This is a genomic window from Streptomyces sp. NL15-2K, from assembly GCF_030551255.1.
GTDB lineage: Bacteria > Actinomycetota > Actinomycetes > Streptomycetales > Streptomycetaceae > Streptomyces.
Window position 1 is genome coordinate 578,102 of sequence record NZ_CP130630.1, and the last position, 13,061, is coordinate 591,162.

The 13,061-nt window shown below is 72.0% G+C and carries 16 protein-coding genes and 1 pseudogene; 7 read left to right on the plus strand and 10 right to left on the minus strand.

Features of this window, described 5'->3' with window-relative positions:
* Window positions 1-75: 75 nt before the first annotated feature.
* The 3 genes from Q4V64_RS02445 to Q4V64_RS02455 form a co-directional block, all read right to left on the minus strand.
* Window positions 76-1,074, minus strand: coding sequence for a zinc-dependent alcohol dehydrogenase family protein (locus tag Q4V64_RS02445; protein ID WP_124436921.1), 999 nt, complete (start codon window positions 1,072-1,074; stop codon window positions 76-78).
* Window positions 1,075-1,246: 172 nt separating this feature from the next.
* A complete protein-coding gene (locus Q4V64_RS02450; RefSeq protein ID WP_124436922.1) occupies window positions 1,247-2,248 on the minus strand; it encodes a hypothetical protein in 1,002 nt (333 codons plus the stop codon).
* Window positions 2,245-2,616: a PadR family transcriptional regulator gene (locus tag Q4V64_RS02455; protein ID WP_124436941.1), complete on the minus strand. Its 372-nt coding sequence runs from the start codon at window positions 2,614-2,616 to the stop codon at window positions 2,245-2,247. The genes Q4V64_RS02450 and Q4V64_RS02455 overlap by 4 nt, the downstream gene beginning before the upstream one ends.
* A gap of 364 nt (window positions 2,617-2,980) precedes the next feature.
* Here Q4V64_RS02455 and Q4V64_RS02460 point away from each other — a divergent pair, with 364 nt between their 5' ends.
* On the plus strand, window positions 2,981-4,186 hold the full coding sequence (locus Q4V64_RS02460; RefSeq protein ID WP_124436923.1) for a hypothetical protein: 1,206 nt from the start codon (window positions 2,981-2,983) through the stop codon (window positions 4,184-4,186).
* A 15-nt stretch (window positions 4,187-4,201) separates the two neighbouring features.
* On the opposite strand, the pseudogene Q4V64_RS02465 reads toward Q4V64_RS02460, so the two are convergent.
* Both Q4V64_RS02465 and Q4V64_RS02470 read right to left on the minus strand, forming a co-directional pair.
* Window positions 4,202-4,816: pseudogene (locus tag Q4V64_RS02465) on the minus strand (maleylpyruvate isomerase N-terminal domain-containing protein); the annotation flags it as partial.
* 128 nt (window positions 4,817-4,944) lie between these two features.
* Window positions 4,945-6,141, minus strand: a complete 1,197-nt coding sequence (locus tag Q4V64_RS02470) for a hypothetical protein (protein ID WP_216377517.1) — start codon at window positions 6,139-6,141, stop codon at window positions 4,945-4,947.
* A gap of 279 nt (window positions 6,142-6,420) precedes the next feature.
* Here Q4V64_RS02470 and Q4V64_RS02475 point away from each other — a divergent pair, with 279 nt between their 5' ends.
* The 3 genes from Q4V64_RS02475 (at window position 6,421) to tgmB (ending at window position 8,031) form a co-directional block, all read left to right on the plus strand.
* Window positions 6,421-6,720, plus strand: coding sequence for a YkvA family protein (locus Q4V64_RS02475; protein WP_172628956.1), 300 nt, complete (start codon window positions 6,421-6,423; stop codon window positions 6,718-6,720).
* A 119-nt stretch (window positions 6,721-6,839) separates the two neighbouring features.
* The gene (gene tgmA, locus Q4V64_RS02480; protein ID WP_095755164.1) at window positions 6,840-7,031 is read left to right on the plus strand and encodes a putative ATP-grasp-modified RiPP; all 192 of its coding nucleotides are present in this window, start codon (window positions 6,840-6,842) and stop codon (window positions 7,029-7,031) included.
* A 16-nt stretch (window positions 7,032-7,047) separates the two neighbouring features.
* Complete coding sequence (gene tgmB / locus Q4V64_RS02485) at window positions 7,048-8,031, plus strand: ATP-grasp ribosomal peptide maturase (RefSeq protein ID WP_124436925.1); 984 nt, start codon at window positions 7,048-7,050, stop codon at window positions 8,029-8,031.
* Between the two features lie 8 nt (window positions 8,032-8,039).
* Here tgmB and Q4V64_RS54705 read toward each other — a convergent pair whose 3' ends face one another.
* Together Q4V64_RS54705 and Q4V64_RS02495 are read right to left on the minus strand one after the other, a co-directional pair.
* Window positions 8,040-8,252, minus strand: a complete 213-nt coding sequence (locus Q4V64_RS54705) for a hypothetical protein (RefSeq protein WP_124436926.1) — start codon at window positions 8,250-8,252, stop codon at window positions 8,040-8,042.
* Between the two features lie 126 nt (window positions 8,253-8,378).
* Complete coding sequence (locus tag Q4V64_RS02495; RefSeq protein WP_124436927.1) at window positions 8,379-8,834, minus strand: hypothetical protein; 456 nt, start codon at window positions 8,832-8,834, stop codon at window positions 8,379-8,381.
* A gap of 203 nt (window positions 8,835-9,037) precedes the next feature.
* Between Q4V64_RS02495 and Q4V64_RS02500 the strand changes: the two genes are divergently transcribed.
* On the plus strand, window positions 9,038-10,015 hold the full coding sequence (locus Q4V64_RS02500) for a helix-turn-helix domain-containing protein (RefSeq protein ID WP_124436928.1): 978 nt from the start codon (window positions 9,038-9,040) through the stop codon (window positions 10,013-10,015).
* A gap of 27 nt (window positions 10,016-10,042) precedes the next feature.
* Here Q4V64_RS02500 and Q4V64_RS02505 read toward each other — a convergent pair whose 3' ends face one another.
* From Q4V64_RS02505 to Q4V64_RS02515, 3 genes are all read right to left on the minus strand, one after another.
* Entirely contained in the window at window positions 10,043-10,300 is a 258-nt protein-coding gene (locus tag Q4V64_RS02505; RefSeq protein WP_124436929.1) for a DUF5133 domain-containing protein, read from the minus strand.
* A gap of 158 nt (window positions 10,301-10,458) precedes the next feature.
* The gene (locus Q4V64_RS02510; RefSeq protein WP_124436930.1) at window positions 10,459-11,004 is read right to left on the minus strand and encodes a hypothetical protein; all 546 of its coding nucleotides are present in this window, start codon (window positions 11,002-11,004) and stop codon (window positions 10,459-10,461) included.
* Between the two features lie 28 nt (window positions 11,005-11,032).
* Entirely contained in the window at window positions 11,033-11,620 is a 588-nt protein-coding gene (locus Q4V64_RS02515; RefSeq protein ID WP_172628957.1) for an ATP-binding protein, read from the minus strand.
* Window positions 11,621-11,805: 185 nt separating this feature from the next.
* Here Q4V64_RS02515 and Q4V64_RS02520 point away from each other — a divergent pair, with 185 nt between their 5' ends.
* Both Q4V64_RS02520 and Q4V64_RS02525 read left to right on the plus strand, forming a co-directional pair.
* The gene (locus Q4V64_RS02520; protein ID WP_124436932.1) at window positions 11,806-12,036 is read left to right on the plus strand and encodes a DUF397 domain-containing protein; all 231 of its coding nucleotides are present in this window, start codon (window positions 11,806-11,808) and stop codon (window positions 12,034-12,036) included.
* 99 nt (window positions 12,037-12,135) lie between these two features.
* The gene (locus Q4V64_RS02525; protein WP_124436933.1) at window positions 12,136-13,053 is read left to right on the plus strand and encodes a helix-turn-helix transcriptional regulator; all 918 of its coding nucleotides are present in this window, start codon (window positions 12,136-12,138) and stop codon (window positions 13,051-13,053) included.
* The last annotated feature ends 8 nt before the right edge of the window (window positions 13,054-13,061 follow it).

The following is a 13,061-nucleotide window of genomic DNA, read 5'->3' on the forward strand; positions in this document are numbered from 1 at the left end:
ACACGGCGGGTCCGGAGCCGACGCTCCGGACCCGCCGTGCCACTGTCACCCCTCCACGTCAGTGGTCACTGCACGTCAGTGGCCGACAGCGACCACGATCTTCCCCACCTGGGCACCCGCCTCCAGATAGCGGTGCGCCTCGACGATCTCGTCCAGGCCGAACACCCGGTCCACGACGGGAGCGAAGGCACCGGAGCTCAGACCGGAGGCGACGAACGCCTCGGCCCGGCGCAGCCGCCGCGGATCCCTGGTCGTCTCGTGGACGGTGTAGGTGCGCATGTTCAGCGCGGGCATGCCGAGTTCGAAGCCGGGATAGGGGGTGGCCTCACCGCTCAGCGCCCCGTACAGGAACAGCGTGCCGCCCGCAGCGACCACTTGGGCGAGATCCCGCACTCCGGGGCCCGCGACGGCGTCGAAGACGAACTCCGCGCCCCGCCCGGCGGTCGCGCCCAGCACGCGCTCCACCACGTCCTCGTCGTCGGTGACGATCACCTCGGCCGCGCCGGCCTTCAGCAGCGCGTCCCGCTTGGCAGCGGTGCGCGTGGTGGCGATCGGCACCGCTCCGACACGCCGGGCGACCTGTATCGCGGCGAGTCCCACGCCGCTGGACGCGGCGGTCAGCACGACGCAGTCCCCGGCCCGCATCCCGCCGACCTCGACCAGTGCTCCGTACGCCGTCAGATACGGCATCCACACCGCGGCACCCGCCACGGCGTCGAGCCCCTGGGGCCGGGGCAGGACCGCGGCGGCGGGGACGATCGCGCGCTCGGCGTAGACGCCGTAGTCGTTCATCGAGAAGGCCGGGACGACACTGACCGCCTGACCGGCCTCGAATCCCGTCTCCCGCGCACCGAGGGCCTCGACCACGCCCGCCGCCTCGGCGCCGAGCCGGGCGGGGAAGTCCTTGACCGGCTCGATGTACTGGCCGCCGCGGAACAGCGCCTCGGCACGGTTGAGGCCGATCGCGTCCACCCGGATCAGCAGTTCGCCGGGACCGGGATCGCCGGTCTCCACGTCCTCCAGCCGCAGCACCTCCGGCCCGCCGAGCTCGTGGAAGCGCACTGTCCTGACCATCAGTCATCCCCCATCCGTGCGGTGAAGGCGGCGCGGACGAGCCGCCGCGGCCCACTCAAGCCAAAAGTACGACGACTGTCAAACTTCGACGGTTGCCGTACTTCGGCGCGTGCCGCACTTCGCCGCATGCCGTATTTCGCCGCGTGCCGCACTTCGGTGACCGCCGTACGAGTCAGCGTGCGGCGAGGTCGCGGCCGCCCACCACGGCGAGTGCCGCGACCAGCAGCGCCAGCACGCCGGCCTGGCCGAGGGCGCCGCCGAGGAATACGGCGGGCAGGGGGACGTCGAGCCACGGGTACAGCGCGGCGACGCGCATCGCGAGGAGCAGCAGGCCGAGGACGGCCAGGGCCACGCCACCGCCGGTGGTGCTCTCGTCCCTGCGGCGGGTGCGCCACAGCAGCCAGCCGAGCGCGCCGACGGCGAAGCACGTGGCCGGGGCCCAGACCGCGTCGGCCACGGTGGGCAACAGCACGACGGAGGCGCCCATCACCACACAACAGGCCAGGAACACGATTCCGGGCGAGCCGAAGGGCAGGGACGCCGGCGGAGCGTCCCGGTGGTAGGCCGCGCAGAGCGCGAGGGCCGGCAGCCAGGCGAGGAGCGCGGCAGCGGTGGCGTACGCGGGCTCCGGCGGGCCCCAGGTGGTCACCAGCGGAGCGAGGAACGGCCAGAGCGTGGGCAGCGCGGCGATCAGCACGGACGCGCGGGCGAGGCGCCGGCGGTCGTGCAGGAGGGCGAAGAAGCCGACCGTGCACAGCAGGGGCAGGGTCCATTCGGCGACGGTGACGACCGTGGTGGGCAGGCCGCGGGCGGTGAAGTCCGACACGAAGATGTTCCACTGCGCGGGACCGTTGGTCGACGCCCAGGTCAGCGACAGGACCCGGTCGACGACCGCCGAGGCCGCCTGCAACAGGACGGCGAAGAGCGCGAACAGGCGGACGGCGGATCCGACCCGGTCGTAGGGGCGGGGCGCGCCGACGGCTCCCAGCCGGCTGCGCAGCGCGAGGGCGGCGATGCTCGCCACTTCGCCGAGGGTGGGGCGGCTCTGGTCCTGGGTCTCCGGGTCCACGTCCCAGAGATAGGTCTCGACCATCTCCTCCTCGCGCGCCCGGCGGTAGTAGGCGGGGAGCAGGCGCAGCACCGTGCGGTAGCGCGTCTCGAGCAGCGTCGTCATGCGAGGCCTCCTGCGAGTCCGGGGCCGGTGGAGGGCGGGAGGACGGCCGGGCCGGGGGCGCGGCGGCCCTCGGCGATCCGCTCCTTCGCGGCGCTGGCTCCGGCCGCCATGCGCTCCGCCTCCGCCGTCAGGGCCTGGATTCCTTCGTCGGTGAGGCGGTAGTAGCGCCGGAGCCGGCCCTGCTGCACCTCCTCGCGGTCCAGCACGATCAGCCCGTCGGCGGTGAGCCGGTCGAGCACGCCGTACAGCGTGCCGACGCGCAACCGCACGGTGCCGTCGGACAGTTCCTCGACCTCGCGCAGGATCCCGTACCCGTGGCGCGGCTGGTCGGCCAGGGCGGTCAGGACGAAGAACGCCGCCTGGGTCATGTTCTTCATTGACATGCCGCCATGATATATCGGCTGCCGATATATGTCTCGTGGCCGAGTCATTGTCCAGGCCCGCTACGCGACACGCCGAGGGCGAACAGGGCCCGCCCCAATGCGGATGGTGGGCGGGCCCTGCTCGGTGAGTCATTGTCGTGGGGGTGCCGCAGCGGGGACACGAGTGAAGATGTGCCTTCTGGAGTGGCTCGTTCGCGCCCCGAGTGCGCAGTGCGCCTCCCGTGTGCGGATGCCGTCAAGCCAGGCCGGTCGCCTCCCGCATACGGGGGTCGTGGGGACCCCGCGTGATCGTCGGTGAGGTCCGACGGCGATACTGGATCTCGCACGCGCCCCCACCCCACATGGACTCATGCCGACCTCCCCCAGCCTCCGCCCCCCGGTGCCCCCCACGGTGTGGCTGGCCCGTGGCCGCCACGTCGGACCCGCCCCACAGGACGCCCTCCTGCGCCATCTGCGGCAGCTCAAGGACAGCGGCGCCATCGACGACTTCCTCGATCCGTCCGAAGCCGAGGACCCGGTGGACTCGGTGGGCTCGGAGGGCTCCGGCGACTCCGGTGACCCCGGAGCCCTCGCAGACCCCGGGGAGCTTGTCTTCGAGGCCCGCTGGCGGGTCGCCCGGACAGTGACCGTACGCGCCCGGCTCACGCTCGCGCCCGGCTCGGACGGCGGGCAGGAGTGGGTGCTGGCGGCGGAGGCGGAACGTCCGTGGGACCAGGGGTGGCCCTCCCCCGCGACCATGTTCTGGCCCGAGGAGCCGGACGCCGACTGGGACCACGACGCCGCCACCGGCCTGCGCTTGGGGGACGTCAACCGGCTCCCCTCGGACGACAAGGCCATGCGGCGCGTGCTGCGGGACGCCGTACGCGGCAGCTGGGCCGTCAACATCGTCGTGCACGAGGCGATGACACCGGACGCACGCGGTCAGCTGCCGCTGGCCCGGCTGCTGCCCGCCGGCCTGCGCCACCGTGTGGTGGAGCACCGCGCCGCACCGCAGCAACTGCGCGCCGTGAACTGGGCCCTGCGGGACGCCGGCGTGGAGGTGCCGCGCGGCGGTGCCATCGTGCTGCCGGGGCATCCGGCCTGGCCCGAGTACACCAGCGACGATTTCTCCGTCCGCACGGTCTTCCTCGACGGCTCGGAGCCCTCCGCGCTGATCGACGCCGTGACCCGGTACGTGGCGTCGCCGAGGCCGTTCCCGGACGGCGCCGAGGACGCCGTCACCGCACTGCGGGAGCAATGGCGACTGCTGACCCTCGAAGAGGAACTCGCCCGGGAGCGCGCTCTCGTGGCCATGTACGCCGAGGCGCTCGACGCGATGACCAAGTCCCGGGACCTGTACCGGGAGGCCGCCGAAGCGGCCCACGAAGCGCTGGCCGTGTACCGCGAGAACGCGGCCTCCGTCCCCGCGACGCCGCCGCCCGCCGAGCACCCCGCGTCCCCGCTCCGGCAGCTGACCCGGACGCTGGAACGGTTCAGGGGCACCGCCAAATCCCTGCGCCCCACGCCCGGCACGCGCGAGGAAGGCGACGCCGGGCCGGACACGTCCGAGCGTTAGGGCCGGCGCCGCGGTTCAGCAGAAGAGCGGAAAGCGGTCGGCGTCGGCGCCCAGGGCGAGGCGTTCCGCGTCGGTGAGAGGTGCGCGACCGGTTGCGGCGCGCGCGTAGTGCTCATCGCTCCAGTCCAGCGGGACGGGCCGGCCCAGGAGGCCGTCCAGGGTGGCGCGCACGGCGGCCAGGGCACCCGGAGCGGGCCCCGGGGCACCGGGCAGCTCCCTGACGAGGTCGAGGTGGTGGATGGAGGCTTCGACGGCGAGGGTGAGCATCAGGTCGCCGGCGGTCAGGACATGGCCCTGGGTGGAGACGCGCCGGTCCGGCCGGGCCGCCTCGGCGGCTGTCACGGTGGCCGCCGCGGTCTCCAGGTACAGCTCCCGCAGCTGCCGGAAGTCGAGAAACATGCCGGCGCTCACCCGGGTCCAGCGCCGTCCGCCGGCCGCGCCGACCGGGTTCGGCGCCCAGTCCTGCCAGTAGGTGACGGCATCACGGTCGGGCGGCTCGGAGGCGGGCGTGTGCAGGGCGACCAGCGCGCGTTGGGCGTCCGCGAGGCAGTGGAACACCAGATCGCCTACCGCCCAGCCCGCGCAGCCCGTGGGCAGCCAGGACTCCTCGTCCCCGAGGGGCCGGACAACGGCCGCGAAGGCCTAGTAGGCGGCGCGCAGCACCCGCACCGGCTTCGTCTGCTTTCCTGGGTCCGCGGTCATGGCGGCAGCCTAGGGCCTGTCGGCGGATCAGGTCGCAGGAAATCGGCGGCGCCAAATCACCCCGCGTCTGCGGCATGATCCGCCGGACAGGCCCTGAGGACGTCCGGACGGGAGCTCAACGCGGTTGTTCGCGGTACATCCGAGCCGTTGCGGTCGCCGGACCAGTCCGCCGTGCGGTTGGCCTCGGCCATCGGCCGGGCCGGCGCGTCCGTCGGCCGCTGCCACGCCAGACGCGCGATCAGGGCCGTCAACGCCGTCAAAGACGCGCACACGGCGACCGGGCCGACGAGCGAGGCAGGAGCCAGCATCAGGTCCAGCGCCCGGGACAGCCCGGCGGAACGCACCTTCTCCTCCAGCAGCTGCGCCGCGGCCACCGCAGCCGGCAGGACCACGGCCGCGACGAGCATCGGGGCAGCCGGCCGTATGGTCAGCACCAGCGCCAGAAGGACGCACCCGGCCGACACCGCGAGGGCGAATCCGTAGACCCGGACGGACTCACCGTTGCGGTGCAGCGGGAAACTGAGCGCTCCGCACACGGCGAGCGCCAGGACGACGAGCCAGGCCGGCCCGTACGCGGGGCTCGGCGCCCGGTCCGCCACCCGGTACCGCCGAGGTTGTGCGGTACGGGCGATCCGGCGGGCCTCGCGGACAGGCAGCGGGTCACCGTCCGCCTCGGGCCGTTCCTCGGCCCCCTCCGCCGGCGGTGCCGACTCCGGCTCCGGCTGGTCAGCACGGGCCTGCCGTTCCTGCGCGAGCCGCCCTATCAGGTCCACCAGCTCCTCCACCGACCGGCCGGCGGCAGCCGCCCGCACCGCCGCCTCACCGCAGTGCGGTTCCAGCGGTCTGCGGTGCAGCAACTCCAGCAGTCGGGTCACCTCCGCCACGGGGCGGCACTCGGCCGCCGCGCGGATCGCCTCGTCCGCGCTGGCGGCGTCGCGCGGCGGCCGCGTCAACAGGGCCACCAGCCGGGTGACGTCCTCGACGGTCCGGCCCACGCCGGCCGCGCGGAGTGCGGCCATCGTGGCCTCGGCGTACTCGGGTGACTGCTCCAACAGCGTGATGAGGTGAGCGATGTCCACGAGCGGCCGGTCCGCCACGGCGGCGCGTACCAGTTCGCCGGTCGGATCGCCGTACGCGGCGTCGACCGGTTCGTTGGTACCGGCCGATTCGGTAGGGGCCGATCCAGTAGGGGCCGATTCGGTCCGGGATATGGCGGCTTCGTTCGATTGGGCTGATGAAGAGCCGGTGGTCATGCTCTGCTCCAGGGGAAGAGTGCGGCCGGTCCTGGCGCCCCCGACGCGCGAAACGCGACGTTGATGACCATTACTAGGCGTCCCCGCCCCGGCGCGCCACTCGGGTGATCCACAGGAATGAGTGCCTGCCCCCGCCGAGCCCCGCACGAGCGGGCCGCCACCGACGTTCTGACAGGCGTTCGGAAGTACCCGGACGCTCCAGCAGGCTATGCCGGCGCCAAATACGGGAATCCGACAAGCAGCGCACGCATCGCGGCGCATCGGCTTGAGGAGGCCGCCGTGGATTCGACCACAGCAGTCATCGTCGTCGTCGCGCTTCTCGCGGCACTCGCACTGGCCGTCGCCGTCCTGCTGCTGGTCCGGCTGGTCCGGGCCCGGCGCAGCCTGCGGCGTGCGGGTCTGCCGACCGGGCCGCGCTGGGTCTTCTGGGGCGCCCTGCTGTACTTCGTGCTGCCCACCGACGTGTTGCCGGATCCGGTGTACCTGGACGACATCGGTGTCCTGCTCCTCGCGCTGCGCTCTCTGCGCGGCTCCCCGGCGGGCGCGGAGCACCGCTCCGACCATGACTACGTACCGTGAGGCAACCATTCATCCGTTCGATTCGTATAACTCTCTGGAAGCCCGAGGAAGTCGGCGGACCGAACGAGGCCGCAGGGTGACCGTCGTTTGATCGCAGCACCACCGGCGAGGGAGAGACGATGCAACCGTTCGCGCTCAACTACGCACGTCCGGCAGCGGAGTTGGAGGCCACCACTCCGTATTTCTACGACTCCGGACTGCAGTTGAACGTGTTGTTCGACGGGCGGATAGCCGCCTGCGACCACGGCCTGATGAGGGAGTTGGGGACCACGACCTCCACCGCGGGCTCCAAGACACACTTCGACGACTGAACACGGGCACCCGACCATGACCGTGTTGATTCTTACCTGCGAAGAGGACGTGACCGCCGACATGGTGGTCGTGCACCTCAACGCGACGGGGGTTCCAGTGGTCCGGCTCGACCCCGCCGATCTGACCGGCGGTGTCGCGCTGTCCGGGGAGTACGTGCACGGGACGTTCCGGGGCCATCTGTCGGCCGCCGGCCGCCTGGTGAGCATCGGCGGACTGCGGTCCGTCTGGGTGCGCAGGCCGGGAACGCCGGCCGCGCGGGCGGCCGCGCCGTCCGCCTGGCTGACCGAGGAGGCCTCCCAGGCCCTCTACGGCATGCTCCGCGGCTGTGACGCGCGCTGGATGAATCACCCCGACGCGGCCCGCCGGGCCCGCCACAAGCCCTGGCAGCTGCGACTGGCCCAGCGCTGCGGCCTGCCCGTGCCGGCCACCCTCATCACGACGTTCCCGCAGGCGGCACGGGAGTTCGCGGAACGCTATCCGGACCTGGTGGTCAAACCGGTCTCCGGCGCCCATCCGCAGGATCCGCCCCGGGCGGTGCCGACCAGCCGGGTCGCCCCGGACACCGACTTCGCCGCCGTCGCCTACGGCCCCACCCTGCTCCAACGGCGCGTCGCCAAGCGGGCCGACATCCGCCTCACGGCTGTGGGCGAGCGGCTGCTGGCCGCCCGCAAGGCCGGCCCCGACGACGCGGATCCCGACGAAGTGGACGTCCGCTTCGCCACGGACGGCTCGTCCTGGCGTCCCACCGACGTTCCGCCGCGGGTCGCCACAGCCGTCCGGGCGTATCTGCGGGCCGCCGAACTGGCCTACGGCGCCTTCGACTTCGCCGAGGACCCGGACGGCACCTGGTGGTTCCTGGAGTGCAACCAGTCGGGGCAGTTCGGATTCATCGAGGTGGAGACGGGCCAGCCGATCGCCCGCGCCATCGCCGAGTGGCTGGCCCGGCCGGGCCCACCGCCGCAGGCCCACGCCAACGGCGCGAACACGGCGGTCCGCTGAGCCCGTTGTCAGTGCGGCCGCGGGCCGGGCAGGGCCGCCCGCTGCCAGCCCGCGCCCGGGGAGGCCGGGCGGTCGGCGGGGAGGCCGGGAGCGTGGGACTGCAGCGGTCGCATGACGTACTCCAGTTCCCTGCTCACACGCTCGGCCTCCCTGCGTGTCTGAGTGGGGACGTCGCCATGCTCGGCGACGAGTCGGTCGTAGATGGGGGAATCCTGGAACACCCGTCAACACGCCTTTCGTGTCACAGCCCATGCACATGGGCACGGCTGCCGAGTCTAGGCGCCCCCGCACACCGACATGTGCATTCGAGTGGTGGGCTTGACACAGGGCGCGTGTGCGCTCCGCGGTCAGGCCCCCGTCGTGGAGCCGGGCCGGACGATCATGAGGACGGTGACCGTCGCCCACAGCAGGTTGAACAGGCCCGTGAACATGGCGAGTTGGACGGTGCTGCCGCGCTCCACAGGCTGGTGCGCGGTCAGTCGGCCGAGGAGTTCGTCCTGTCGGGGCAGCACGAAGGCGACCAGGATCCCGGCGGCCGCGGCGGTCAGGGCGATGGACGTGACGAGCCAGCCACTGCCCAGGACGCCCATCGCCAGCGCGGTGGCGAATCCGAGGAGGGGTACGGCGAGGCCGATGCCGGAGTAGACCCGGCAGATACGGTGCAGCAGCCGCACGGTGCCGACCCCGTCCGGGACCGCGAGGGCGCGACGCGCGGCCGGCGGGAACATGCTGGCCGCGACGGTGACGGGGCCGACGGCGACGATGGCGGCCAGGACGTGCAGGGTCAGCAGGAACTTGGTCATCGGGTGGGGTGTCTCCCTGTGCTGCGATCAGCGGTGTCCGGCCCACCCTAGGAATCCCGCGAGTGACCACACAGGGGCCGAAACGACAGGTTTCAACGGATTCTCGCCAACCCGTCCATCAGGCCTTCCCTCTGCGGCCTCTGCGGCCGATGGGCTGTACAGGGCTCATGCCGCATGGCGAGAACCTGCCTATCGTGGTGTTCATGCATACGGTGGCGATCCTGGTCCTCGATCAAGTGGTGCCGTTCGACATGGCCGCGCCCATGACGGTGTTCGACTGGACACGGCTGCCCGACGGCCGCCGCCCCTACCGGGTGCGGCTGTGCGCCGAGTCGCCGGAGGTGCGCGCGGACGGGGACGGTTTCGCCCTGCGGGTGGAGCGGGGACTCGAGGCGCTGGCGGACGCCGACACGATCATCGTGCCGGGCTGCTCCGAGGAGGCCGGTCCGCCCTCCGCCGACGTCGTGGCGGCGCTGCGGCGGGCCGCCGAGGCCGGCACCAGGATCGCGTCCGTGTGCGTGGGGGCGTTCGTGCTGGCGGAGGCCGGACTGCTGGACGGCTTGCGGGCCACCACCCACTGGGTGGCCGCCGATGTGCTGGCGCGGCGCTATCCGCGTGTCGAGGTGCAGCCGGACGTGCTGTACGTCGACAACGGGCAGATCCTCACCTCGGCCGGAGCCGCCGCGGCCTTGGACATGTGCCTGCACATGATCCGGAGGGACCTGGGGTCGGCCGTCGCCGCGCACGCCGCCCGGATGTCCGTCATGCCGCTGGAACGGGAGGGCGGGCAGGCGCAGTTCATCGTGCACGAGCACCCGCCCCTGCCGCGCGGTTCAAGTCTCGAACCACTTCTGGAGTGGATCGAGGACAACCTCGCCCACGACGTCACCCTGGGGGCGATGGCGGCCCGCTCGGGGATGAGCGAGCGCACCTTCAGCCGTCGTTTCCGTGAGCAGACGGGCACCACGCCGTTGCAGTGGCTGCTGCGGGCGCGCGTACGGCGGGCCCAGTACCTGCTGGAGAACAGCGACCACCCGGTGGAACGGATCGCGGGACAGGCGGGGTTCGGTTCACCCACCGCGTTCCGCGAACGGTTCCGCCGGGTGGTCGGCACCACTCCGCAGAACTACCGTGCCGCCTTCCAGGGCAGGAACGAAGTCGTCCCGGCCGCACGCCCCTGAACGGCGTACGGCCGGAACGACGCGGCGTCACACGGCCAGCCGCAGCCTGTTCTCCTCGTCAGGGTCCGTCGCGCAGGCACCCGGGCGCGCGGCCTCCATCAGCAGGGCGTCGGCCTTGGCGACCGCGTCGTAAATGTCGCTCGTACCCATCATCACGCACAGCGTGTAACTGACGTCCGCCAGTTCACGTGCCGTCGCCTTCCTCTCCCTCTCCGCCTGAGCGATCCGCAGCGATGCGTACCGAGTCAGCAGCTTTCTGACGACCTTGGGGTCCGGAACGAGCACGTAGCGCCCCTCTCTCGAGTTTTCGCTGCGTATGCCCGATCCGTGCCGGACCATGCGCCCGAGCCGCTGTCCGGGGCGCATTTGGCGCAAAACCGTTACTTCCCGTCCTGCGCTCCCCGTGCGCCGTCAGGCGACCTGCGTCGTTCTGGTGGGAGGTGTCACACGCCCAGCGTGCGGGCGAGTTCCGTCGTGGCGCGGGCGATCTCGGTGTCCTCCTCGGTCATCAGCCGCCGCAGGGCGCCGCGCCGTTCGTGGACGGCCTGCCGCGCGGCGCGCTCCCACACCACGTGGTTCTCGCGGTGGTTGAGCAGCTTGGGATAGACGGCGGCCGTGCTCTCCCACTGCCGGGCGTCGGCGATGCTCTTGAGCAGCTGGATGATCTCCGCGCGGCAGGTGACGTGGGGCCGCTGGACGAGTTCCCAGAGGAAGGGGACGGTGGCGGCGGTGGCTTGCTCGACCACGAAGCCGTACTGGCAGATACGGCCCCGCAGTTCACCCAGTGCGGTCCGGGCGGTGTCGGCGTCGCCCCGGGCGACGCGGTCGAGGAGCAGCGGGATGGCCGCCGCACAGCCGGTGGAGTCCTGGATCTCGCGCCACGGCACCCGGTCCAGGCCCGTCAGGGGCGTGGTCCTGGCCGCCCCGGTGGGCGACACGAGGTGGTCGGTGCGCTCGGTGCTCGGCTGGTGCTCGGGAGCGGTGCGCATGGCGTGGGGCCTTTCCGCGGCGGTCATGTCAGCGGGGAGGGCAGGTCGACAACCTGGCCCAGATGGTCTTGCCGGCCGGGGGCGTGAGGGCCCAGCCCCACTCCTCGGCCAAGGCGTCGACGATGCACAGGCCACGGCCGTGCTCCCGCAGGTCGGAGCCGTCGGTGGCCGGGTACCCGGGCGGGTTGTCGCCCGAGTCGGAGACGGTGAGCATCACGTGGGCGGGATCGAGCAGCAGGCCGAGCCACACCTCCGTCTCGCTCGCCGGGAGCCGGGGCATGGCGTGAACCACGGCATTGGCCGCGAGTTCGGTGATCACGAGGGCGGCGTCGTCGCTGTGACGGTCGAGCGACCAGCCGTGCAACGTGTCCCGGATGAAGGACCGGGCCTCGGCGAAGCCTTCCCCGCTGCACCTGATGCGCAGTGTGGCACGGTCCGCGGTGTCGCTCGGGTCCACGGATCTCAGGGGCGGTTGCTCACTCGGGTCCACCGATCGCGGCCGCGGCGGGAGTCCGCCGGTCACGGCCGCTCCACCTGCCCCGGGCAGCGCCTCGCCGGGCTGCCGGAGTACGTGGTTCGCAGGTGATGACACGGCATCTCCCTGATGCGACGTCAAGGGGGAGCGTCATCACGAGGGTTGACGCCGCAGCTATTATCCACGCTGACAGCGTCCGCGTGCAATTGCACGAGAAATTGCACGAAAGACGAGTGGGGCGGGAGGGGCCGCGGAAACGCGGTCCGTCCCTTCCCGGAGGCCGGGCACGGTGCCCGGCGGGGAACGTGAACAGCAAGGAGACTGCGGTGCCACCAGTGCAGAACGGAGTGCGGGCGAGTTCGTTGGACGCCTGCTGGATCAAGAGCCGGCACAGCAACGCCGAGGGCAACTGTGTCGAAGTGGCAGCTCTGGTCGGCGGGAGCATCGCGCTGCGCAACTCCCGCGACCCCGACGGCCCGGCGCTCGTCTACACGCCGGCCGAGGTCGCGGCGTTCCTCGCCGGTGCGAAGGACGGCGAGTTCGACCACCTGCTGTGATCGGGAGGCCGACTCCCTTGCGTACACGGGTGGATGCGGTGAGGCACGGCGGGGTGCGATAATGTGGGTCGCCTCTATGCCGCTTTACTGGGAGTCAGGATGTCCGCCGAGTCGCATCGCATCTCCCGTCTGCAGCCGTATCTGGACCGCCCGGAGCCGGCTCCGACCCTGCTGAAGCTGCTGGTCGGTGTGCAGCTGGCGGGTTTCCGCGAGGACGCCGGGTTCGCCCAGGACCAGGCGGCCCGCGCCCTCGGGTTCAGTGCGGCGAAGCTGTCCCGCATCGAGTCGGGCAAGGGCCGCCGTCCGCCGTCGGAGAGCGACGTCCGCGCGCTGCTGGAGCTGTACGGCACCGATGACTACGAGGCGTCGGTGCTGCTCCAACTGCTGCGGCGTGCCGGTGAGCCGGGCTGGTGGCAGCGCTACGACAAGCGGTTGATGCCCGAGTGGTTCGACCGGCTGGTCGGCCTCCAGGAGGCGGCCGCCGCGATCCGTACATTCGAGATCCAGTACGTGCCCGGCCTGTTGCAGACCCCCGACTACACCCGGGCGGTGGTGGAACGCGGTCTGCCCGCCGCGGCCGCGAGCGAGGTCCGCCGCCGGGTCGAACTGCGCACACGGCGCGCTGAGTTGTTGCTGCGCGCGGACGCGCCGCAGCTGTGGGCGGTCATGGACGAGTCGGTGCTGCTGCGGGTCCTGGGCAGCCGCGAGGTGATGCGTGACCAGCTGAAGCACCTGGTCACGATGGCCGAACGCCCGAACGTGACCGTACAGATCGTGCCGCTGGACGCCACGCATGCCTCGGCGCCGTCCTTCCCGATCACCTATCTCCGTTTCGGCGGCTTGGACCTGCCCGACGTGGTCTACCTCGAGCACATCAAGAGCGCCAACTTCCTCGAGGACCGTGACGAGACGGAGGAGTACCGCCTCGCCCTGGACCGGCTGGCCGACGAGGCGCTCGAACCCCGGGCTTCCCTGGACCTGCTGCGCACGACGATGAAGCAGCGTTACGGCGCCTGAACGGAGAA

What these genes read in the sequence shown, in the direction of transcription:
- Q4V64_RS02525 (WP_124436933.1), top strand. Translation starts at nt 12,136, where the DNA reads ATGTCCGCCGAGTCGCATCGCATCTCCCGTCTGCAGCCGTATCTGGAC.
- Q4V64_RS02495 (WP_124436927.1), bottom strand. Translation starts at nt 8,834, where the DNA reads ATGACCAAGTTCCTGCTGACCCTGCACGTCCTGGCCGCCATCGTCGCC.
- Q4V64_RS02455 (WP_124436941.1), bottom strand. Translation starts at nt 2,616, where the DNA reads ATGACCCAGGCGGCGTTCTTCGTCCTGACCGCCCTGGCCGACCAGCCG.
- tgmB (WP_124436925.1), top strand. Translation starts at nt 7,048, where the DNA reads ATGACCGTGTTGATTCTTACCTGCGAAGAGGACGTGACCGCCGACATG.
- Q4V64_RS02450 (WP_124436922.1), bottom strand. Translation starts at nt 2,248, where the DNA reads ATGACGACGCTGCTCGAGACGCGCTACCGCACGGTGCTGCGCCTGCTC.
- Q4V64_RS02500 (WP_124436928.1), top strand. Translation starts at nt 9,038, where the DNA reads ATGCATACGGTGGCGATCCTGGTCCTCGATCAAGTGGTGCCGTTCGAC.
- Q4V64_RS02510 (WP_124436930.1), bottom strand. Translation starts at nt 11,004, where the DNA reads ATGCGCACCGCTCCCGAGCACCAGCCGAGCACCGAGCGCACCGACCAC.
- tgmA (WP_095755164.1), top strand. Translation starts at nt 6,840, where the DNA reads ATGCAACCGTTCGCGCTCAACTACGCACGTCCGGCAGCGGAGTTGGAG.
- Q4V64_RS02460 (WP_124436923.1), top strand. Translation starts at nt 2,981, where the DNA reads ATGCCGACCTCCCCCAGCCTCCGCCCCCCGGTGCCCCCCACGGTGTGG.
- Q4V64_RS02470 (WP_216377517.1), bottom strand. Translation starts at nt 6,141, where the DNA reads ATGACCACCGGCTCTTCATCAGCCCAATCGAACGAAGCCGCCATATCC.
- Q4V64_RS02445 (WP_124436921.1), bottom strand. Translation starts at nt 1,074, where the DNA reads ATGGTCAGGACAGTGCGCTTCCACGAGCTCGGCGGGCCGGAGGTGCTG.